At 68.9% G+C, this 20,993-nt stretch carries 22 protein-coding genes; 12 read left to right on the top strand and 10 right to left on the bottom strand.

Annotated features, from left to right (window positions below):
• Window positions 1-127: 127 nt before the first annotated feature.
• The 3 genes from ACIBVQ_RS25885 (at window position 128) to ACIBVQ_RS25895 (ending at window position 2,840) form a co-directional block, all read left to right on the top strand.
• Window positions 128-319, top strand: a complete 192-nt coding sequence (locus tag ACIBVQ_RS25885) for a hypothetical protein (RefSeq protein WP_386191317.1) — start codon at window positions 128-130, stop codon at window positions 317-319.
• Between the two features lie 638 nt (window positions 320-957).
• Complete coding sequence (locus ACIBVQ_RS25890; RefSeq protein WP_399180543.1) at window positions 958-1,263, top strand: hypothetical protein; 306 nt, start codon at window positions 958-960, stop codon at window positions 1,261-1,263.
• Between the two features lie 65 nt (window positions 1,264-1,328).
• Window positions 1,329-2,840, top strand: a complete 1,512-nt coding sequence (locus ACIBVQ_RS25895) for a DUF2079 domain-containing protein (RefSeq protein ID WP_399180545.1) — start codon at window positions 1,329-1,331, stop codon at window positions 2,838-2,840.
• A gap of 245 nt (window positions 2,841-3,085) precedes the next feature.
• Here the strand turns inward: ACIBVQ_RS25895 and ACIBVQ_RS25900 are convergent, their stop codons facing one another.
• From ACIBVQ_RS25900 to ACIBVQ_RS25910, 3 genes are all read right to left on the bottom strand, one after another.
• Window positions 3,086-3,991 carry a phosphotransferase family protein gene (locus ACIBVQ_RS25900; protein WP_399180547.1) on the bottom strand — a complete coding sequence of 302 codons (906 nt, stop codon included), beginning with the start codon at window positions 3,989-3,991 and terminating at the stop codon, window positions 3,086-3,088.
• Window positions 3,992-4,369: 378 nt separating this feature from the next.
• Complete coding sequence (locus ACIBVQ_RS25905; RefSeq protein WP_399180549.1) at window positions 4,370-5,806, bottom strand: MFS transporter; 1,437 nt, start codon at window positions 5,804-5,806, stop codon at window positions 4,370-4,372.
• A 410-nt stretch (window positions 5,807-6,216) separates the two neighbouring features.
• On the bottom strand, window positions 6,217-6,843 hold the full coding sequence (locus ACIBVQ_RS25910; protein WP_362915303.1) for a TetR family transcriptional regulator: 627 nt from the start codon (window positions 6,841-6,843) through the stop codon (window positions 6,217-6,219).
• 136 nt (window positions 6,844-6,979) lie between these two features.
• Between ACIBVQ_RS25910 and ACIBVQ_RS25915 the strand changes: the two genes are divergently transcribed.
• The 4 genes from ACIBVQ_RS25915 (at window position 6,980) to ACIBVQ_RS25930 (ending at window position 9,683) form a co-directional block, all read left to right on the top strand.
• On the top strand, window positions 6,980-7,729 hold the full coding sequence (locus tag ACIBVQ_RS25915) for an HXXEE domain-containing protein (RefSeq protein ID WP_399180551.1): 750 nt from the start codon (window positions 6,980-6,982) through the stop codon (window positions 7,727-7,729).
• A gap of 146 nt (window positions 7,730-7,875) precedes the next feature.
• The gene (locus ACIBVQ_RS25920) at window positions 7,876-8,025 is read left to right on the top strand and encodes a hypothetical protein (protein ID WP_352012827.1); all 150 of its coding nucleotides are present in this window, start codon (window positions 7,876-7,878) and stop codon (window positions 8,023-8,025) included.
• A 247-nt stretch (window positions 8,026-8,272) separates the two neighbouring features.
• Complete coding sequence (locus ACIBVQ_RS25925) at window positions 8,273-8,590, top strand: hypothetical protein (protein ID WP_352012828.1); 318 nt, start codon at window positions 8,273-8,275, stop codon at window positions 8,588-8,590.
• Between the two features lie 112 nt (window positions 8,591-8,702).
• A complete protein-coding gene (locus ACIBVQ_RS25930) occupies window positions 8,703-9,683 on the top strand; it encodes a hypothetical protein (RefSeq protein WP_399180553.1) in 981 nt (326 codons plus the stop codon).
• Here ACIBVQ_RS25930 and ACIBVQ_RS25935 read toward each other — a convergent pair.
• Window positions 9,668-10,063 carry a winged helix-turn-helix transcriptional regulator gene (locus tag ACIBVQ_RS25935; RefSeq protein WP_399180555.1) on the bottom strand — a complete coding sequence of 132 codons (396 nt, stop codon included), beginning with the start codon at window positions 10,061-10,063 and terminating at the stop codon, window positions 9,668-9,670. The two genes, ACIBVQ_RS25930 and ACIBVQ_RS25935, sit on opposite strands and share 16 nt — an antisense overlap.
• A 172-nt stretch (window positions 10,064-10,235) precedes the next feature.
• Window positions 10,236-10,523 (bottom strand): hypothetical protein, encoded by a 288-nt coding sequence (locus ACIBVQ_RS25940; protein WP_399180557.1) that lies wholly within the window; start codon window positions 10,521-10,523, stop codon window positions 10,236-10,238.
• A gap of 252 nt (window positions 10,524-10,775) precedes the next feature.
• Here ACIBVQ_RS25940 and ACIBVQ_RS25945 point away from each other — a divergent pair, with 252 nt between their 5' ends.
• From ACIBVQ_RS25945 to ACIBVQ_RS25960, 4 genes are all read left to right on the top strand, one after another.
• A complete protein-coding gene (locus ACIBVQ_RS25945) occupies window positions 10,776-11,600 on the top strand; it encodes an NAD(P)H-binding protein (RefSeq protein ID WP_399180559.1) in 825 nt (274 codons plus the stop codon).
• Window positions 11,601-11,699: 99 nt separating this feature from the next.
• On the top strand, window positions 11,700-12,299 hold the full coding sequence (locus ACIBVQ_RS25950) for a TetR/AcrR family transcriptional regulator (RefSeq protein ID WP_399180561.1): 600 nt from the start codon (window positions 11,700-11,702) through the stop codon (window positions 12,297-12,299).
• Window positions 12,290-12,799 carry a cupin domain-containing protein gene (locus ACIBVQ_RS25955; protein WP_362915287.1) on the top strand — a complete coding sequence of 170 codons (510 nt, stop codon included), beginning with the start codon at window positions 12,290-12,292 and terminating at the stop codon, window positions 12,797-12,799. Before ACIBVQ_RS25950 ends, ACIBVQ_RS25955 begins: the two co-directional genes overlap by 10 nt.
• A complete protein-coding gene (locus ACIBVQ_RS25960; protein ID WP_362915285.1) occupies window positions 12,799-13,218 on the top strand; it encodes a DUF4267 domain-containing protein in 420 nt (139 codons plus the stop codon). Before ACIBVQ_RS25955 ends, ACIBVQ_RS25960 begins: the two co-directional genes overlap by 1 nt.
• A gap of 49 nt (window positions 13,219-13,267) precedes the next feature.
• Here ACIBVQ_RS25960 and ACIBVQ_RS25965 read toward each other — a convergent pair whose 3' ends face one another.
• Together ACIBVQ_RS25965 and ACIBVQ_RS25970 are read right to left on the bottom strand one after the other, a co-directional pair.
• Window positions 13,268-13,711: a GNAT family N-acetyltransferase gene (locus tag ACIBVQ_RS25965; RefSeq protein WP_386191285.1), complete on the bottom strand. Its 444-nt coding sequence runs from the start codon at window positions 13,709-13,711 to the stop codon at window positions 13,268-13,270.
• Between the two features lie 357 nt (window positions 13,712-14,068).
• Window positions 14,069-14,476 carry a hypothetical protein gene (locus ACIBVQ_RS25970; RefSeq protein WP_399180564.1) on the bottom strand — a complete coding sequence of 136 codons (408 nt, stop codon included), beginning with the start codon at window positions 14,474-14,476 and terminating at the stop codon, window positions 14,069-14,071.
• A gap of 453 nt (window positions 14,477-14,929) precedes the next feature.
• Here ACIBVQ_RS25970 and ACIBVQ_RS25975 point away from each other — a divergent pair, with 453 nt between their 5' ends.
• Entirely contained in the window at window positions 14,930-16,465 is a 1,536-nt protein-coding gene (locus tag ACIBVQ_RS25975) for a DUF2079 domain-containing protein (protein WP_399180715.1), read from the top strand.
• A 3-nt stretch (window positions 16,466-16,468) separates the two neighbouring features.
• On the opposite strand, the gene helR is transcribed toward ACIBVQ_RS25975, so the two are convergent.
• The 3 genes from helR to ACIBVQ_RS25990 form a co-directional block, all read right to left on the bottom strand.
• Complete coding sequence (gene helR / locus ACIBVQ_RS25980) at window positions 16,469-18,652, bottom strand: RNA polymerase recycling motor ATPase HelR (RefSeq protein ID WP_399180566.1); 2,184 nt, start codon at window positions 18,650-18,652, stop codon at window positions 16,469-16,471.
• A complete protein-coding gene (locus ACIBVQ_RS25985) occupies window positions 18,649-19,869 on the bottom strand; it encodes a glycosyltransferase (protein ID WP_399180568.1) in 1,221 nt (406 codons plus the stop codon). Before ACIBVQ_RS25985 ends, helR begins: the two co-directional genes overlap by 4 nt.
• A 163-nt stretch (window positions 19,870-20,032) precedes the next feature.
• Window positions 20,033-20,989, bottom strand: a complete 957-nt coding sequence (locus ACIBVQ_RS25990; RefSeq protein WP_362915273.1) for an inositol-3-phosphate synthase — start codon at window positions 20,987-20,989, stop codon at window positions 20,033-20,035.
• Window positions 20,990-20,993 lie beyond the last annotated feature (4 nt).

The raw sequence follows: 20,993 nt of genomic DNA on the forward strand, positions 1-20,993 counted from the left end.
AACGTCCGGGGCCGGGAACGGGCCGCGAAGGATTTGTCAGCGAGAGATCGGCAGAAGACCGTTCCCGTCACCTCACGTCGTCCCCGGACGTAGTTGGACTGGGGGACACGCACTCGGTGCGGTAGCCGTGGAGCCACGCGTCCGCCTGCGGGCTGGGATGTTCGACGCGGTAGGGGAAGGCGTACCGGCCGTCTCCGCCGCTGCGGTGCTACCAGGCGGTTCCACCCGTTCCGGCGCGTTCACCGCCGACGACGAACCGGTGACGCTCTCCACAAGCTGGGAACCCTTCGCCCTGGTCAAGGGGACGCCCATCGGCTGACATCGTGATCCCCGCGGGCCGGTACCAGGTGAGCTACGGCGCAGCGATCGACGAAACACCGCAGACCTGAGACATCCCACGGCGCGTTCACCGGTGCCCTCTTGTCCAAGGGCTTCCTGGGCTCCTGCGGCCCTGCCGTACGTCCACATTCACCTGTTCGCCTGTGGACAACGTGTCGGTCGAGCGACACAGGAGCGATCGGCGGTACGGCTCCGGGGTCGCCGCTCTGGCCGGTTCGTGGGGCGCCCGGCGATCCGGGGCGCAGGCCGCCGCCGTCGGGAACGGAGGCCGAATGACGGCCCATCTGAATGGCCGCCCTGACGTCCCGGCACAACGGTAATCGCATGCGGCACGTTGTCGGCAAATAGGTGAATTAGCGGTGAAAGCCGGTTCGGAGTTTCTCGACCGTAATCTGAAATAGTTGCGGACCGTATGTTATGGCCACACATGTTTTCGATATGTCGGGTTCCGATTTGTAATTGTGCACTTGGGTCGCCCTGAAGTGAAACAAAGTGGAAACAAAGACCTTGACCAAGATTCAAGTGCATAGCAGGATTGCCGTGGGCGGGAGGCCTAGGAACCACACCCGCCCACGGGACATCCGTAGATGTATTAGAGAGGTTACTATGCGGACACGTATGCGCGCAGCTCTCCTGGGCGGGATCGCCTCGGTGGCTTTTGGCGCCGCCCTGCTCGCCGCCCCCGCCGCCAACGCTGATTACAACGGCAGCTGCACCATTGCCCACTATCAGGGCTCCGGTACCGGCTATGCTACCGGCTGGTGTGACGGCACCGGGCCGCAGAAATACCAGATCGGCGTCAAGTGCGGGAACAACGTCTGGTACTGGAGCGCCGGAGCGAAGGCCTTCGGTGACCGGACCGGTCTGAGTGCCTACTGCCCGAGTGGGTACGCCTCCCTCAACCACGGCTGGCGCCGGTACTGACATTCACTTGTCGCGGTTGGTCGATACGTCGGCCAACCGCGGCGTTTTCGTTCAGTATGGAGCGCATGCGATCAAGAGCCGAAGATGAAAGCGTGCGGACAGAGCCGTCCTTGGGCCTCTCCGGCGGTTCCCCGTTTTTTCGCCACCGGGTTTTCGTGGGTTTGATGGTGGTCGTGGGGGCCGTCGTGTACGGTACGCTGGGGCTTGTCAAGTTCTACACGTTCCGCGTGGGCGTCTACGATCTGGTGATATTCGATCAGGGTGTCCGTGGCTATGCGAATTTTTCGGAACCTCTGTCGTACGTCAAGGGAAACTGGGAAACCCCGGGTGTTCCGTTCTCCCTGCTGGGGGATCATTTATCTCCGATACTGGTGCTGCTGGCGCCCTTGTACTGGATATATGACGGTCCGGAGACACTGATCGTCGCGCAGGCGATACTTTTCTCCCTGGCCGTGGTGCCCCTCTGGACGTTCGTGCGCCGGACTCTGGGAGTGCCCGCCGCCTATTTCGTGTCCGTCGCCTACCTGCTCTCGTGGCCCATCGCGGAGGCGGTTTCGTTCCACTTCCACGAGTACGCTTTCGTCCCTCTCCTGACCGCCCTGGTTTTCGAGAGGATAAGCGCCGGAAAGCTCGCTCAGACGATCCCGTTCCTGGCCCTTGTCCTTGCGGTCAAAGAGGACATGGGAATTTTCGTGGCCGGACTTGGTGTCGGGCTGGGATTGACGCGTGGAAGGCGTTTGTTCGGGGCCACGCTGTTCGTCTGTGGTGCCCTCTACATGTACCTCGCCACGCATGTGGTGATTCCGTTTTTCGGTGGCCAGGCCGATCGCTACTGGTACTACTCGTTCTGGGGGGCCGATCAGTCGGATGCGATCGTCGGTGTCATCACCCGGCCGCACGATGTGGTGACCACTCTTTTCAGCCCCGGCGTCAAGGCGTGGACCGTGCTGCTCCTCCTGGGGCCGTTGTTCTTTCTGTGCCTGGCCTCGCCGTACATGCTCGCTCCGGGAGCGGTGTTGCTGGCCAGGATGCTGGCCACCGACCCTGGCGCGTCCGGCTGGTGGAGTACCCACTACCACTACAACTCCGCCGTCGTCATGGCACTCGTCTGTGCGGCGGTCGACGGCCTGGCACGTGTTCGGCGTCGTGCGCGTAAGGAGGTGTCGCGCCCTGCCACGCTGTACCTCCCGGCGGGAATGGCGCTCATGATGGTCGGGACAGTGCCGTTCTTCGCGTTGGGGAATCTGTTCTCACCAGCGTGGTACCGAACGCCCGACCGCGTACCCGCCGCCGTCGCGGCGCTGGCCACTGTCCCGGACGGGGTACTGGTCGAGACCGCGAACAGCCTGGGACCACAGATCTCCGCGAGAACACACGTCGTGGCCTGGGCCGCGAAAACCGCCGAACGGCCCCAGAGAGCGCCGTGGGTCGTCGCCGATCTCGACGAGAGGCAACCCCATTTCGCCTCGGTCGCCGACCAGGCTTCGGATGTGGCGGCTCTGCAGAAGCGTGGTTACCGCAAGGTCTTCTCCGAAAAGGGATATGTGGTCCTGTGCGCTCCGGCGGCGTGCCGCTGACGCCACGGGTGCCGATCGCCTGCGCCACCGGGCCGGGCGTCAGCCCGAGGATGGGCGCGGCCTGGGGGAGCAGTGTCTTCAGGTCGGTGAACGAGATGCGGGTGGAGCCGACGAGGGCGAGAGCCGTACTGGGCGGCCCAGAACCGGTCCGGGGCCGCCGCCGAAGAGCGGGAAAGGGCGGTCGGCGCCCACGGTGACGGACGGCAGAAGGCCATCCGGATCGTCGGGGAGGTCCGGGCGAGGCATCAGGACAGATCGGCCCAAGGGGCCGGCGGAGCTGAGGCGAAGAAGCGGAGGAGGCCGAGAAGCCGGCTGGCCGGAGGGGCGGTCCAGTGGCGTTCGTCCGGGCGCGGGACGGGATCTTTCAGGCGTCCAAGTGCCCAGGTGAGGTGGAGCCACAGCACGCGGGCTTCCCAGGTCGGCGCGCTCGTTGGGGTTTCCTGGCCGGTTTGCTGTCGGTAGCCGTCGAGCATGGCCGGGACGCCGGCGAGGGGCATCTTGGCGAAGTCGACAGCGGGGTCTGCCCATGCGGCATCGCCCCAATCCACGATGCCGTTGAGCTGGGTCGTCTTCGGGGAGACGAGCAGGTTCTGCGGAGCGATGTCGCCGTGAACCAGGACCATGGGCGGGCTGGTGGGGAGATGGGGCGAGAGCCGGTCGAACCATCCGGTGAGCCAGCGGGCGGTCCCGGCGTCGATCCAGCCGTCCTTGAGGAGGCGGTCGGTGAGCGCCCAGGGGTCTGTGACGTCGTTGTCCACGGGAACGCCGGTAAGGGCCGGCGCGGTGGCCGGGGAGAGCCGGTGCAGTTTGCCCAGCTCTCGCCCCACGTTCCGGAAGAGATGTTCCGTGTCGGCGGCGGGTGGTTCGAGGCGTGCGAGATCTACTCCCCGCGTTCGGGTGAGCACCATGTAGGGCACGTCCACCACCGAACAGGTGTCATCGAAGGCGACGACTTCCGGAGTGCGCACGCCGACGTGCAGGGCGAGGGGAATGACCGCGGACTCCTTGACCAGGTCCGGGAGGAACCGCTCGGCCCGTGGGACGCGCAGGACCAGGTCGTCTCCGAGAAGGAAGACATGGTTGGCCACCCCCTGCGGCAGGGGCCGCACCTGCTCGGCGCTGATCCCGTGCAGGCCGGCGATGGCGGCCAAGGTCTCGTTGCTCGTCTCGTGTTCCACCATGATGGAGCATGCTGGCACAGACGGCTGGGCGCCGTTTCCCCCTTTTCGACCGCTGACGGCGGCGGGGTCTCATACAAGGTCGGGGTGATCGAAACGCCCGGAACCCTGGACCTCCTGGTCTGATCGATGCCCTGCGATGCGCCCGTTGCGCCCGCTGAGGTCACCGATCCCAAGGCGACGCGACAGCGGTGGACCAGGACGAACCTGCTGCCCGACAGGCTTTCAGGCCGCCGGCCGGCAGGTTCGCTCGACGACCCTAGATGACGGTCGACCTCGCTCCTGACGTGATCAACATGCCTGACAACCCTTGGATACCGGTCAGGCGTGTTCCCCGAACCCTCACATGCCCTACATGTCTGACCGCCGAGAGTCACTCAAGACAACGGTGCCCCCGGCACGCGAGCCGGGGAGCCTGAGGGCGGCCAGGACGGCTGTCAGCATGACGGCGCCCAGGACGTGGACGGCGACGCGCATTCCCTCGGCGGAGGTGGCGGCCAGGGCCTGCCCTTCGATGTCACGGTTGGCGACGGCCACGAGCACCGCCAGGCCCACGGCGGTTCCCACCTGCAGCGCGGTTGAGGCGACCCCGGAGGCCAGGCCCTGTTCGTCCGCCGAGACGCCGGTGCCCGCGGCGATCCACATGGCCTCGTAGGTGACGCCCATGCCCAGACCGATGACGACGACCCCGGCCAGGACGGTGAGGAAGGATCCGCCCACGTGCATGCCGGGGGCCAGGAGCACGGCGCCCACGGCGTTGAGGACGATGCCGACGACCAGCGTGTTCCGGGTGCCGAACCGGTGGATCAGCCGCTCACTGAGGAAGTTGCCCGCGGTGATCGACAGCGTCGGGCCGAGGAACGCCAGCCCGGTCTCCAGGGCGCTGAAGCCAAGGACGTTCTGGAAGTACAGCGTCAGGAAGTACGGCACGGCCTGCATCGTCAACCCGAAGACGAGGATGACCACGACTCCTCCGCTGAACGCGCGGTTGCGGAACAGCCGCAGCGGCATCAGCGGTGTCCGGCCGCGGGCCTGGACGCGCAGGAAAACGACCAGCAGGACCACCGCGAGAGCGGCCGCGGCGATCACCTCGGCCCGTCCCCAGCCGACCTCGGAGCCGTGCGCCACCGCGAAGATCAACAGCGTGACGCCCGCGGTACCGGTCAGGGTTCCCGGAACGTCGACGCCTCCTCTGGTGACACGGCCGTCGGAGGGCAGCAGGGCGAAGGCGGCGACGGCCCCCACGGCGGCCAGCGGGACGTTGACGTAGAACACGGCCTGCCAGCCCAGCGCCTGGGTGAGCACCCCGCCGACCAGCGCGCCCACGGTGAGCCCGCCTGCGCCCGCCATGGCCCAGACCGTCAGGGCGCGGTTGCGTTCCCTGCCCTCGGCGAAGGTGGTGTTGACCAGGGCCAGCACCGCGGGGAACAGCACCGCGCCGGCGAGGCCCTGCAAGGCGCGCGCGGTGAGCAGTACCGCCGGGGCCGTGGCCAGGCCGCCCAGTACGGAGGCCACGCCGTACAGCGCCATGCCGAGCACGAACATCCGCCGACGCCCGATCAGGTCGGACAGCCGGCCGCCGAACAGCAGGAAGCCTCCGTAGAGGACGGCGTACGCGGTGATCACCCATTGCAGGGTGTGCGGTGTGAAGCCGACATCGGTCGCGATGTCGGGCAGAGCCACATAGATGATGGTGAAGTCGAGACTGATGATCAGATGCCCGAGCGCGAGCAGCGCGAGGCTCCGCCCCGGCCGTCGGCTGCGGGGCGGGGACTGGGTTGTGGACATGGGTGTGCCTTTCGTCCGTGTGTGGTTCGGTGGCCTGTCATGGCTGCACCGGGACCGGCGGACACTTGTTGGCACACCCTCTGAGGGCGCTGGGGTGGGCGGCGCCCGGACTTGGCCCGTCCGGTCCGGTCATCGCCCCTCCCCTCTTGGCGTGCGCTGCGCTGTCTGGCACGACTATGCCGCTCGCCGTGTTCCACGGCATCGGACGCCCGGTCGGCGCGATCCGGGACCTTGGACCTAGGACCTGTTTGACCACCGAGGGGACCTTCCGCTCCGAACGACCCGAGCCCTGGAGGGCTTGCCTGGGTGGTCCCGTCTGCCGTCCGGTGCGGCGACGGTCGCGCGTGATGTTCCTTTGATGTTCTGGGGTGTTTGCGGCGGGGCGGGGCCTTGGGCGGTGGCTGCTCGGCTCAGGTGGTGGCGGGCTCGGGGCGGTCCAGGGGGCCGGCGAGGTAGTGCTGGACGGTGGGGGCGACGGCGGCGAGGAGGACGGGCAGGTCGCGGTCGGCCAGGGCCGGGAGCCGGAGCAGGTGGCGGCCCAGCGCGATGCCGAACAGGTGGTTGAGCGCCAGGGCCAGGCGCAGGTCCGGGTCGTCGCCGGGCAGCAGGGAGAGGACGTCTTCGGGCAGGGCGGCGGTGAGCTGCGCGCGCAGCTGCTCGCGGGCGCCTTCGTGGGCGAAGGCCGACGTCACCGTGGCGCTCAGGGACCCGGCCAGGCCGGGGTCCTCCCACAGCGACAGGTAGGCGAGGGTCAGGCGCTCGCCGAGCTCTCCGACGGGCCCGTCGAAGGCCTCCCGGACCTGCTGGACCGCCTGGCCGGGCAGCTGGAGGGTGGCGGCGAACAGGCCGTCCTTGTTGCCGAAGTAGTGGGCCAGCAGCGCGACGTCGACCCCCGCCGCCGCGGCGATCGACCGCATGGTCGCCCCGCGGAACCCCTTGGCCGCGAACTCGTGCCTGGCCGCGGCCAGGATGCGGTCCCGGTTACGGCCGTCGCCGCCAGGCGGCCGCCCGGGACGCTCGGAGTCCTTCTCGCCCATGCCAGGCACCCTATCCGATATCAACAGCTGTTGACATCAACAAGTGTTGAAATACAGTGTGGTGGTCCGGAGCCCGATGGGCGACCCGTGTCCGGCGGCGGATCCGCACCGAGAACCCCTGGAAGGCACCCCGCGCATGTTCTCCACATTCGATCTTGAATTCGCCTGGATCGGCCTCGGAGCCGCGATCGTCCTGACGGCCGCCCTCCTGACGACCGACGCGCTGCGCGGCGGCCGCGCCCTGCCCCGGTGGAAGGACCCGACCTGGCTGGGCTGGGTCGCCGTCGTCGTGTACCTGTTCCACAACATCGAGGAGTACGGCATCGCCGCCGACGGCGCCCACCACGCCTTCCCCGACTTCCTGTGCACCACGCTCAACCGGGGTGCCTATCCGGAATGCCCGATCCCGACAGAGTTCTATCTGTTCGTCAACATCGGGTTGGTCTGGGTCGTGGCGGTGATCTGCGCCCTGCTCGCCGGCAAGTACGTGATGATGGGGTTCGCGTTCTACAGCATCGTCATCGTCAACTGCTTCGTCCACATCGTCCCCGCCCTTGCCACCGGCACGTACAACCCGGGGCTGCTCACCGCGGTCGTGATGTTCCTGCCCGCCTCGGCCTGGATGATCGGCGTCTTCCTCAGGCACCAGGACCCGCCGCTCGGCAAGTGGCGCCTGCTCGGCGTCGTCGGCGTCGGTGTGGCCGCCCACGGCGCCCTGCTGGTCACGATCAACCTGTTCCTGAACGACGTCATCTCCGGGCCCGTCCTCGACCTGCTGCAGCTCCTCAACGCAGGCCTCGTCCTGCTGGTCGGCGCCCTCCTCCAAAGGTCCCTGCCCCCGGTACGCGCCGCGACGGCGAAGACCGGCACCCAAGCCGCCCGCTGAACGACGCGGGACCTTTCCGCACACGGCCGCCGGCCAGGAGCCGTCGGCGGCCGAGGTCCGCGGCACCGTGGTCGTCGATGACGGGGCACCATGAAGAACCGGCTGCGCGAACCGCGTGCGGCCCGCCGATGGGGTCAGGCAGACCGGTGCCAGGTCTCCTGGCGGCCGTCAACGTCATCGAGACCGAGCGGTACGACCCCGGCCCGCCCCTGGCCTTCGCCATCGCCGACGTCTTCGGCCTGAGCGGTCTCCTCTGCCATCGAGAATGGCAGTTTTGCCGTCTGGTGTGGCGATAATCGCGCGTGATACTTCTTTGGTTGATAAGCGACCAGGAGCTCTCCGGCCATAATGCCGAATATATGCATGGTTTCGGTTCTTCGAATGGCCGGATGTAATCAGGCGCAGAGTCGGGCCTGAAACTGGATAAGGCGGAAACAAAGGCCTTGGCCGGAATTCTGGCGCATGGCAGGACTGCCGCGGGCGGGAGGCCTGGAAAACACACCCGCCCACGGAAACATCCGTAGACGTATTAGGGAGGTTACTATGCGGACACGCATACGCGCAGCTCTCCTGGGTGGGATCGCCTCGGCGGCCTTCGGTGCCGCCCTGCTCGCCGCCCCCGCCGCCAATGCCGACTGGAACGGTACCTGTGCCATTTCCTACTACCAGCAGTCCGGAACCGGCCATGCCACCGGCTGGTGCGGCGGCACCGGACCGGAGAAATACCAGATCGGCGTCAAGTGCGCGAACGGTCTCTGGTACTGGAGCCTTTTCGCGAAGGACTTCGGCGACACCACCGGCCTGACCGCCGACTGCCCGACCGGATACGCCGCCGTCGGTTACGACTGGCGTCGTTTCTGACATTTCCGGGAACCAAGGGTCCCGGGCCGTTTCTGAGAGGAGGCTGAGACCCTCTGAGAGGAGGCTGAGAGCGACCTAAAGGTCAGTGTCCCGTCTCGTCATACTCCAGTACATGTCGATTCCAGAGGCGGCGTCCGTGGGGCCGAGGTGGCGTGCCGTACGGCAGGGCGCCGGATACTGCGCGGCCGGGACGATGTCGTTGTATCTGCTGGTCAAGGTGATCTGGGTGGCGAGGCTGCTGCTCGGCGGCGGTTCGTGGGAGGCCGAGACGCAGGTGGCCGACTGGGCGCTGCTCAACGCGTTGACCGTGGTGATGGCGGCGGCCGGGGTGGCGCTCGGGCTGTCACTGGCCCGGCCCTGGGGAATGCGGATCCCGGCGCCGTTGCTGCTGCTCCCCGCCTGGACGGCCGCCGGTTTCCTGGTGCCGATGCTGCCTTATATGGCGGTGGGCGCTCTGCTCGGCGACGGGAACACCGAGGAGGGAGCACGTGCCGTGAGCGTCGCCGAGCCTGCGGCGGCCGGATGGGAGATGGCGTTCCTGGCCATCGGTTTCGCCGGGATGGGGCTGGGCCTGGCCGTCGGCCTGCCGATCTATCTGCGGGAACGGTGGCCCTGGGCGTTCCTGGGCCGGGTCGGCGACCTCCCCCGGGTCCGTCCCACCTGGCGGGCGAACGCCGTACGGGCGGCACTTGCCGTCGCGGCGGGCTTGGGGGTGATGTGGTCGTTCTGGGCGGTCGGCGGCACCGTGGGGCTCCGCGCCGACCTCGGTCTGAACGGCCGGTTGCTCGCCGCCACCTCCGGTGTGTGGGCGTTCGCCGCGGCGGGAGGCGTCTGTGTGCTGACCGCCCGGGTGGCCAGGCGGCTGCCCGTGTGGTTCCCGATGGCGGTGGCCTTCGCCGGATCGGGCTTCCTGACCGCGTGGAGCGGCTGGAAACTGGGGATCTCCGCCTTCGGTCCCGACGGCTTCGCGCCCCGGGAACACCTTCCCGTCGCGTTCGCCGGGAACATCCTGGCGGTCGCCGCCGGGGTCGTCATGGTGGGCGCCGTGCTCCAGGTGTACCGGTCCCGGACCGGAGTTCAGCGGGCGTCGTAGTCGTCGCGGTTCGCGAGGACCTCGGCCATGTGTGTCTGCGCCCAGCTTCTGAGCCCGCGCGTCATGTGGTGGAGCGAGCGGCCGAGGTCGGTCAGCTCGTAGGAGACGGTGACGGGGACGGTCGGCGTCACGGTGCGGGTGAGCAGGCCGTCGCGCTCCAGTGACCGCAGCGTCTGGGTCAGCATCTTCTGGCTGACCCCGGCCAGAAGCCGGGCGATCTCGGAGTAACGCATCGCCCTGCCGGGGCCGTCGTCGCCGCCCAGCGCGCACAGGATCAGGACGACCCACTTGTCCGAGATCCGGGCGAGCAGTTGTCGGCTGGGGCACGCTGCCAGGAACGCGTCGTACTCCACCTTGGCCTGGGTCGCCTTCGTCGTCACTGGTCGCACCTCTCACCGGCGGACGGGTTACACGCTCCAAAGTACCTACTTCCCCATGGGAAGTTTCTCTCCGATGCCGATGCCGATGCCGATGCCGGTGCGGGCGCCGCCTTGGGCGCACGACGAGGGCGTCACCTGGCCGAACTGGACGGCGTCGGCCGCTGGACGGCCTTCAGGAGGATGCTTCGTCGCCGATGGCGCGGAGGACCTCGGAGAGCCAGACGAACCCGTATCCCACGACGCGGTCGGGATCGGAGAGCATGTCGTCCAGGTAGCCCCACGAATCGGACAGCGCGCCGATCGTGAGGTCTCGCGGCTCGTTGTAGACGTCGTAGGCCTGGTCCCGGGGCACGGACCAGAACTCCTCGGCGTCGATCTCCACCACCTGCCCACCGGCGCTGATCCGTTCCACGAGCAGGTCGAAGACACCTTTGAGCTTGTCCACGGGGATCTCGACCATCAGCGTCCTTCCTGCGGTGCCTGGCGTTTCCCTCGATTGTTCGCCGATCCGGTCTCGCCCCCTGACGGAGTCGCCGGTCGGCGGCCCCGGAAAGGTCACGCCTCCGAGCCTGGCGGTCCCGCGCGATCCGTTGTGAGTCAGTTGCCCAATTCAGGTTGGACAAGCAAGAGGCGGTCCGCTAGCGTTGATTTCAGTTAGTCAACTAACTAACAAAGCGGCGAAGCGATTCGCCATCCTGGAACGGGGAGAGTCATGATCGTTGTTACGGGTGCCACCGGGAACGTCGGCCGTGCGCTGGTGCGGGAGCTCGTCGAGGCCGGGCAGCAGGTGACGGCGGTGGCCCGCCGGATCGAGGCGGCCGACGTCCCGGCCGGGGTTCGCGCCGTGGCCGCGGACCTGGGAGACGCCGACAGTCTTTCCGGCGCGCTTGCCGGTGCCAAGGCGCTGTTCCTGCTGGTCGCCGGGGAGGACCCGGCCGGGGTGCTGGCAAGGGCGAAGGCCGCAGGGGTGGCCAGGGTGGTGCTGCTGTCCTCCCAGGGGGTGGGCACCCGGCCCGGCGGCGCCTACGCGCACGCCGCCGGTTTCGAGCAGGCCGTGGCCGCCTCCGGGCTGGAGTTCACGGTGCTGCGTTCGGGCGGAATGGCCTCCAACGCGTTCGCCTGGGCCGAGCCGATCCGCGCGCACCGGACCGCCGCCGCCCCGTTCGCCGAGGTCGGCCTGCCGTTCGTCGACCCCGACGACGTCGCGGCGGTGGCCGCCGCCGTACTGACCGGTGACGGGCACGACGGCGCGACCTACGTGCTCACCGGTCCGGCGCCGACCACGCCGAGGCAGCGGGCCGAGGCGATCGGGCGGGCGATCGGCGAGCCGGTGACGTTCGTCGAGCAGACCCGCGAGCAGGCGCACGCGCAGATGTCGGCGTTCATGCCCGCTCCGGTGGTGGAGGGCACGCTGTCCATCCTCGGCGAGCCAACCGAGGCCGAGCAGGCGGTCAGCCCCGACGTGGAGCGCGTCCTCGGCCGTCCGGCCACGCCGTTCGCCGCCTGGGCGACGCGCAACGCCGCCGCGTTCCGCTGACCGGCCCCCGCGTCGTTTACGAAACCGGAGTTGCGTAATTGGAGGGCGGAGGAGTAGCTTTTATTTCGCAACAAGGGTTTCGTAAATGAGGGGGTCGCGATGGCGCCGCGCGGACGACCGCGTGACACGCAGGTGGACGAACGGGTGCTCCGGATCGCCGCCGCGCTGATCTTCGAGCGCGGTTACGCCGGGCTGTCCGTCGACGAGGTGGCCGAGCAGGCGGGCGTGGCCAAGACCACGCTGTACCGCCGCTGGCCGACCAAGGACCACCTGGCCGTCGCGGTGGTGGCCCGGCTGCAGGCCGACGACGAGATCACCGACACCGGGGACATCCGGACCGACCTCGTCGACTACCTGGAGAAGATCGCCGCCGGGCTCAACCGGATGCGTGCCGCGGGTGGCAACAGGGGCCCGTCCGCGGGAGCCGTCGGCGAACTCGTGGGCGCCGCGGCCAGGCACGAGGACATCGGCCGGTTGGGCCGCGAGCAGTACGCCAGACGCAACGCCATCGTGCTCGCCCTGATCGAGCGCGCCCGGCTACGCGGCGAACTGCGCGCCGACCTCGACGCCGAGGCGCTGTTCGACCAGCTCGCGGGAGCCCTCTACTACCGAGTAATGATCACCGGCGCACCGATCGACCGGGCCTACGCGGAACGGCTCGTCTCCTGCGCGCTCGAAGGGAACATGACATGTCGCTGATCGCGGAAACCGCCGTCGTCCGAGAGGTCGACGCCGAGACCATCGTCTCGGCCACCGCCACCGGACGACTGCTGCTCGACTCCAGCGACACCGGCGGCGCGCTGAGCACCCTCAGGATGACCCTCACCGAGGGCGCGGACGGCGCCGTGCCCCACCACCACGCCACCTCGACCGAGCTGTTCTACATCCTGGACGGCAAGGCCCGCATCCTGGCGGGCGAGGAGATCGTGACGCTGGGGGCGGGCGACGTGGCGGCCGTGCCCCCGATGACGCCGCACGCCTTCGCCGCCGCTCCCGGCCACACCGCCGACCTCCTCATCGTCGTCGCCCCGGGCATCCAGCGCTTCGAGTACTTCCGGCTGCTCGACCGGCTGCGCAGGGGAGAGGCCACGCTTGAGGAACTGCTGGCCTCCCAGGAGCTGTACGACAACCACTTCCTCGACAGCCCGGTCTGGACCCGTGACCGCCAGGCGTCCACCAACGGTGGAGGAGAGCTCTGATGCTCACGAAGATCGGTACCGTCCTCGCCGTCGTCGGCGCCCTGTTCATCGGCTACATCGGGGTGAGCTACCTCGTCGCACCCCAGTCCATGGCGCCCAACTTCGGCCTGCCGAGCTGGCCGCAGGGCGAAGGAGCCGGCTTCCTCGCGGTCAAGGGGATCCGGGACGTGGTCTCCGGCCTGGTGATCCTCGCGATCACCCTGACCGGCAACCGCCGAGTCCTGGGGTGGGCCATGCTGGCCATCGCGCTCACCCCGGTCGGTGACATGCTCCTCGTGCTGTTCTCCGGCGGAACGCCCGCGATCGCCTTCGGCGTGCACGGCGCGACCGCGGCCATGGTCGCCCTCACCGGAGGTCTCCTGCTGAGCGGCCCCCGCCCCAGGCCCGCCACGTCCTTCACGACCCCGCTGGTCTCGTGATCCTCGCTACCGGCCGGGCGGGGTGAACGCCCCTCGTGAGTCCACGGCCTCACGAGGGGCGGGCGAGGTAGGCCGTCTTGGCGTCGGAGGAGAAACCGCACGCCCGGTAGAACGCGTGGGTGGCGGGCCTGCTCGACCCCGTCAGCAGCATCACCTTGTAACAACCCGCGTCCCAGGCGGCCCGAAGCGTACCGGCCATGACCTGTTTGCCCAGCCCCGTGCCCCGCAGGCTCTCCTCGACCACGACGTTCTCGATGACGGCGTACGGCGACGCGGAGCGGGTGAGATTCGGGATCACGTTCAGATACGCCGTGGCGACCACGGCCCCCTCGGCTTCGAGTACGAACAGATGCAGGCCGGGCGAGTCCAGGATCCGCGTGAAGGTCGCCACGTCGGACCCGTCACTCAGGACCGGGTCCTTCGGCTGCAACTGCCGATAGAGACGCATGACACCGGCGAAGTCATCGGGTACGGCCTCACGGAAGACGATCATGGCCGCAGACTAACGCCTCCATACAGGGCCTTGGGTGTCCCTGCCGGCACGTGCGAGGGGAGACCGGTCTGTACCGGCCGCCCCTCGTACGCACGTGTAGGACGGGCGCCCCGGCCCGGAACCGCCTGGCCGGATCAGGGCTTCCAGTCCGCGCAGGAGTATCCCCATCCGGGCTTCAGCTCGCAGAGCTCGATCCTCCGGATGTCCTTGGAGAGGTTCGCGCTCAGGCCGGGCCCCGGGCCGGTGGTGAGCGTTCCGCGGCCTCCGTCACCGGCGCCGAATCGGCATCGAGACCCGCTGTCCATATCCGTCTATTGCCGACGGTTGGGTGGCCGGGAGGCTCCCCAGGCGGAGCGGTCACTTCTTCCTGGGGAAGGCGGGGCCGCGGGTGATGACGGCGACGGCGACGAGGGCGAGCCCCGACAGGCCCTGGAGCACGGCGTACCACGCGGGGCAGAGGCCGGGGATCAGGTCGACGCCGATGATTGCGATCGGCATGACGACGGACAGGGTCCGTACCCGGTCGAAGGCTTTGGCGGACCCCTCCGCGGCCCGGACGACCATCCGGTGGAGCAGCGGGGCGATCGCGAGCATGACGACCGCCCGGACCCACATGAACGAGGTCGTCTCGCCGCCGATGAAGGCCATCACGGCGACCGTTCCCAGGACGACGGCGCTGATGGCACCGAAGAGCAGGACGTACTTCCTCGCCGCCGCGAAGGCCTCCTGAGCGCGGGCGTCGCCGGTGCTCGTCATCTCGTTCATGGGTCCTTCTCCTCCGTGTCGCTGTGGTGACGACGCTACGGAGATCCCAACCGGCCCAGTATGAGGGTGGCCGTACGGAAGGGTGGGGCTAGACCCACTCCCGAGCGGGCCGTCGTTCGGCCGCCCGCGTCGGTGTCCGTGTCGAAGGTTTCCACAGCCGACGCCTTGGGTCACCGGTCCTTCTCGATGAGTGCCGATCGGTCGGATCGGTTGTATCGAATGCCGGAAAGATTCAAGACATCTCGATTTCAGGGAGAAAACACGCACCGGGTCCGAGGTCGCCGAGGGCGTTGATCCTGCCGGACTTCGGCTGATAAATCACCAAAAAGTCGGCAATCCTGCCAAAAGGTAGGTAAGCTGATCATGTACCGAAGAAGCTGCCGGTCGAATCCCGTCACAGGGGGAGATCGGCAGCTTTCTTGTTTTCCCGAGGCCTCCGTACGGAGAGGACGCATGGCCGGAACTCTGAGCAGAAGGAAATCGCCGGCGGCGTTCCGGGCCCCGGAAAAGGGGCTGAGCAGGGCACCCCTCCTTGTCCTCACCGTTCTTTCCGCCGTGTTCTACTCCGCGTACTCCCTCATATCGTTCGCCAGGTTCCGGGCGAGCGCCTACGATTTGGTGATCTTCGATCAGGCGGTGCGTTCGTATTCGCACCTGGGGCCGCCGGTGGCCATGGTGAAAGGTGTCCACAACGGCTTCGGCGACCAGTTCTCGATATTGGGGGACCACTGGTCGCCCATCCTGGCCCTGCTTTCCCCGTTCTACTGGGTGCACGACGGTCCGGAGACCCTGCTCGTCCTGCAGGCGATACTTCTGGCGTCGGCGATACCGTTTCTCTGGAGATACGCCTTCAGGGCGTTCAGTGCCGGGCCTGTGGTCTCCAAGTACGGCGCCGAGCGCATGGCGTACTGCGTCGCCGTCGCCTATGCGATCTCCTGGCCCGTCGCGGAGGCCGTCGCCTTCGACTTCCACGAGGTCGCCTTCGTCCCGCTGCTGACGGCCGTTCTCCTTGAGCGCCACCAGGCGGGCAGGAGGTGGCACGTCCTGCTGGCCGCCTTCCTGATCCTGCAGGTCAAGGAGGACATGGGGCTTCTCGTGGCCGGTGTGGGACTGTTCTTCATCACCAGGAAGGGGGACCGCGCCCTCGGGGCGCTCTTCGTGCTGGTCGGCGCGGTGGCGGCCTATCTGTGCACCCAGGTCCTCATCCCGCACTTCGGCGGCCGGGCGGACTACTACTGGGCCTACTCGGGGCTGGGCCGTGATTTCAGAGAGGCCGCGCTGCGTGCTTTGACGCATCCGTTCGACGCCGTCTCCCTGCTCGCCACGCCTCCCGTCAAGATCCAGACCGTGGTTCTGCTCCTCGCCCCGCTCCTTTTCGCCTCGGTCATGTCGCCCGTCACCGTCGCCGCCGTTCCGTTGCTGATGGAGCGAATGCTCTCAAGCTCTTTCCCGAACTGGTGGGAGCCGAAATACCACTACAACGCCTTCATCGTGATGGTGGTGTTCGTCGGGGGAGTCGACGGATATCGAAGAATGGCGGCCCGCATACGATCCCGGACGTCACCGGAGCCAGACGCGAAGAACCCCGGACGGCTTCTCCGCGTCGTTCGAGGATGGCCTTCACTGGTCCTTCTGGTCAGTGTCGCGATGACTCCCTTCTTCGCGTTCGGAAGGTTCTTCGGCGTGGGTTTCCACGCCTCGACGACCCGGACGGAGGCGGCTGCCGCAGCCGTTGCCGTCGTTCCCGATAACGCCCTGGTCGAAGCCGCGAACAATGTCGCCCCCGCCCTCTCAAGCCGGACCAGGACGTTGTTGTGGGACAGAACCGTACGCTGGGCCCCCTGGGTGGTCGCGGACGTCGGAAAGCACGCCTTCCCGTTCCCGTCACTCGACGAGCAGACCGCACGGGTCGACTTCCTGCTCAGGAACGACTACCGCGTCGCCTTCTCGTCGGACGGCTACGTGGTGCTCTCCCGGGTCCGGAGCTGATGCTCAGGGGGTCGTGAGGATGACCAGGCGTTGGGTGGCCCGGGTCATGGCGACGTAGCGGTCCACGGCTCCCGCTATGCCTTCGCCGTACCTGTCGGGATCGACGAGGACGACCAGGTCGAACTCCAGGCCCTTGGCCAGTTCCGGGGTGAGGGAGCGGACGCGGGGGGTTTCCCGGAAGGCGGGGTGGCCGATGACGCAGGCGACCCCCTCGGCGTGCTCGGCGAGCCAGGTGCCGAGGATCGTGTCCAGGTCGGATACGGGGCCGTGCAGGACGGGGACGCCGACACTGCGGATGGAGACCGGCACGTTGGCGTCGGGAAGCGCGGCCCGGATGACCGGTTCGGCCTCGGCCATGACCTCCTCAGGCGTCCGGTAGTTGACGCTGAGGGAGGCCAGGGCGATCTGGTCGAGACCGACGCGTTCGAGGCGTTCCTGCCACGACTCGGTGAACCCGTGCCTGGCCTGGGCGCGGTCTCCGACGACGGTGAAACTGCGGGACGGGCAGCGGGAGAGCAGCATCTGCCATTCGGCGTCGGTCAGCTCCTGGGCCTCGTCCACGACGATGTGCGCGAACGGCCCGGCCAGCGGGTCCTTCTCGGCGCCGGGCAGTACGGTCTCGTCGTCCAGGGAGTTGCGCATGTCCTCCCCGCGCAGCATCGTCACCAGCCCCTCACCGTCGGGGTCGGCCTCGATCAGGTTGTCCACGACCCGCGACATGCGCTCACGCTGGGCGGCGAGGGCGGCGTTCTGCCGACGCCTGCGCCGGGCCGCCTCGGGGTCGCCGAGCCGCTGACGTGCCGCGTCGAGCAGCGGCAGGTCGGAGACCGTCCAGGCCTGGGCGTTCTCCCGCTGGAGCCTGCGGATCTCGTCGCGGTCGAGCCAGGGGGCGCACAGCCGCAGGTAGGCCGGCACCGTCCAGAGGTCCCCGACGAGGTCGGTCGCCTCAAGCAGCGGCCACGCGCGGTTGAAGGCCGTGACCAGCTCCCGGTTGCCCGTCAACGACCTGCGCAGCAGATGGGCGGGGGCCTCCTCGTCGCCGTGTTTGTCCACCAGGATCGTGAGCAGCTCCTCCCAGATCTGGCCGCGCGCCTCGTTGTGCGGGGTGCCGGGGTCCGGTACGGCGAACGCCTCGGCCCAGTCGTCGGCGCCCAGCCAGATGTCCGACCAGTGCGTCGTGACCGTCATCCCCTCGGTCGGCGGGTTCTCGTAGAACCTGACGGCCTTGTCGATCGCCCCCACCAGGTCGGCGGACGCCTTCAGCCGGGCCACCTCGGGATCGGCCTCGACCGCCGCGGAGCCCCCCTCGGGGACGAGGTCACGCAGGGTGCACAGCCGTACGCCCTCCTCGCCGAGGCTGGGCAGGACGTCGGCGACGTAGGCGAGGTACGGCTGGTGGGGGCCGACGAACAGCACGCCGCCCCGGTTGTGCCCGAGACGCGGGTCGGAGTAGAGGAGGTAGGCCGAACGGTGCAGGGCGACGACGGTCTTGCCGGTGCCGGGGCCGCCGTCCACGACGAGGGCACCACGGGACCCGGCGCGGATGATGGCGTCCTGGTCGGCCTGGATGGTGCCCAGCACGTCCCGCATCCTGGCCGACCGGTTGGTCCCCAGGCTGGCGATGAAGGCGGACTGGTCGTCGAGCGCGGCGTGCCCCTCGAACCCGTCCTGGGTGAACACCTCGTCCCAGTAGTCGTTGATCCGGCCCCGGGTCCAGCGGTATCTCCTGCGGCTGGCCAGTCCCATCGGGTTGGCGTGGGTGGCGCCGAAGAACGGCTCCGCCGCCGGGGAACGCCAGTCGAGCAGCAGTCTGCGGCCCTCACTGTCGGTGAGACCGAGCCGCCCGATGTAGACGGGTTCGGGGTCGTCCGTACCGACCATGTGCCCGAGGCACAGGTCCAGGCCGAAGCGGCGCAGGGTGCGCAGGCGGGCGGTCAGCCGGTGGACCTGCATGTCCCGGTCCATCGCCTGCCGTCCCGCGCCGCCGGGAGCCTTGAGTTCGGCGTCGAGCCGGTCGGACAGTTCGGCGATCGACTGTTCGAGACTCTCCGCGATGGCCGCGAAGTGCCGCTCGTCACGGGCGATCAGCGCCGGTACGGCCTTGGCGGCGAGGCCCTCGGGAAGGTCGAACGCGCTGACGGTCTTCACATCGGTTCCGATCTTGTTCGGCGGTTCTGAGCGGTTCACGGCCTCTTCTCGCCGATCATGTCGAGCAGCAGCCGCGCGGCCACCGCCGTACCGTCGGCGCGGACCGTGTCGGCCACGGCGGTCGCCCGCGCCCGGGTCTCGGGGCTCAGTATGGCCCCGAGCGCGGCCGACAGGGACTCGGCCGTCGGGGCCGGGCCGTCGTGCGCCACGCCGACGCCCAGTTCGGCCACCCTGCCCGCCCAGTACGGCTGGTCGGCGGCCTGGGGCACGACCACCTGGGGCGCGCCCGCCCGGGTGGCCGTCGTCGTGGTGCCCGCGCCGCCGTGGTGTACGACGGCGGCCACCCGGGCGAACAGCGCCTGGTGGTTGACCTCGCCGACGACGAAACAGTCGTCCCGGCCGCCGATCGGGGCCAGGTCGGCCCAGCCACGGGCGAGGACCACACGACGGCCCCGTGCCCGGACCGCCTCGACGACCGCCTCGGCTTTCACGGACCGCATGGGCATGCTGCCGAAGCCCACGTAGACCGGGGGCTCCCCGGCGTCGAGGAAGGCCGTCAGCTCGGCCGGGAGCGGCCGTTCGTCGGGCAGCGTCCACGCGCCGGTCTGCACGACGTCGAGTTCCGGCGTCTCCCGCCACGGGTCCAGGACCGGGTCCGTGGCCAGCCATGGCCGCTCGCCGACGACGTAGCCACGGACGTCGTCGACCGGCGGCAGCCCGGCCGCCGTCCGGTTGACGTTGAGCGCCTCACCGAACAGTTCGTTGATATTGCGGGCGTCCAGGTCCCACCGCGTCCGTCTGTCGGTCACCTCGGGCGGGAACGGCCTGCCCGGATAGGCCAGCGGCGCGTGGTACGGCGACGGCAGGGTGAGCTGCTGGAAGGTCACGGAGACCGAGGGGACGCCCAGCCGTTCGGCCACCGAGAGCGCGCCCGCGGCGGCGGGCATCATGCCGGTCGCCACCAGCGCGTCGCACCCCTCGGCCGCCGGGACGAGCGCCTCGAACTGGCCGGCGATCACCTCGGCCGCACGCCGGGGCAGGTCTCCCGCGGACGGCGGAGCCGCCGTCGTCAGCGCACGGGCCGACGGCCCGACCGGAACCAGCGGGACACCGACCCCGGCCAGTCGCCGGGCGAAGTCCTCGTCCGGCGGCGCGCACACCCGCACCTCCACGCCGTGTTCCCGCAGCCGCACCGCCAGCGCCACCAGTGGTTCGACGTCCCCTCGCGAGCCGTACGTCGACAACACCACACGCATTCCGCGTCCCCCGTTTTCGCAGATCCTGGCCTCGGCCGACGATTCTGCGGCATACCAGGGGCCTTGTGGCAAGTCCCCCCATGCGCTATACGTTGAGAGTGGAAAGGGGCGAACGCCCCTTTTTTCATGCCCGCTGACCGCCCTGGCAAGGCGGTGGGAAGGCCTAGACGGTGGGCGGGGACTTGAGCAGTGACGCCGTCTCGGGCGGACAGCCGCCGCGCCGCCGCCGGAGCGCGTGTGCCGCGATGCGGACCAGATCGACGATCACCCCGGCGCCGCCGCTGGGGTCGTGCACCTTCAGCTTCAGGTCCAGGCTGACCGGGGCCCCGCCCCACGCCTGCGCCTCGATGTTGATGTGCGCCACCTTGTGCGACTCCAGGTGCGGCAGGTATCCGAGCGGGGCCAGCTCAACCCGCCCGGCCGTGCCCAGGGCGTTGAGCTTGGACTCCATCTTGGTGTTGTCGTTCTCCGCCAGGTTGCGGAAGTCCTCGGTGCCGCCCAGGTTGACCTGGTAGGAGCTGACCAGGGTGAGCCCTCGCTCCTCCAGCAGCCGCAACAGGGCGTGGTGCACGATGGACGTGCCGAACTGGCTGGTCAGGTCGTCCCCCAGCAGGGGAAGCCCGGCCTCGGTGAACCGGTCAAGCCACCGTGGATCACGGGCCACCGTGTCCGAGGTGATGTTGACGAACGCCGCACCCGCCCGCAGCGCCGCTTCGGCGTAGGCCTCCGCCGTTCGCTGCCTTCCGCTGGGGGCCGCGTAGAGCACCACCTCGGCTCCGGCGAGCTCCCCGGCCACCCGCTCCACCTCGGCGGCGTCGGCGCCTGCGTCGTCGGCCGTGAGGCCACGCCGTACCGTGACACCCGACGGCGGCAGGTCGTCGACGATCCGGGGGAAGTTGTTGGGCGGTGCGAAGATCGCCTCGGCGAGGTCCTTCCCGACCTTCCCCGGGGACATGGCGAACGCCGCCACGAAGTCGATGTCACCGACGCCCATCCCCCCGAGCACCGGCCGCCGGACCCCGACCAACTCCCCCGTGGCCCGGTACAGCGCCATCCCCTGCAGAAACGCGGACACGTTGTTACCGACACCGACAACCGCGACCCCAGCCCGTTCGATCATGCTT

Source organism: Streptosporangium sp. NPDC049376 (genome assembly GCF_044466505.1).
Classification (GTDB): Bacteria; Actinomycetota; Actinomycetes; order Streptosporangiales; family Streptosporangiaceae; genus Streptosporangium.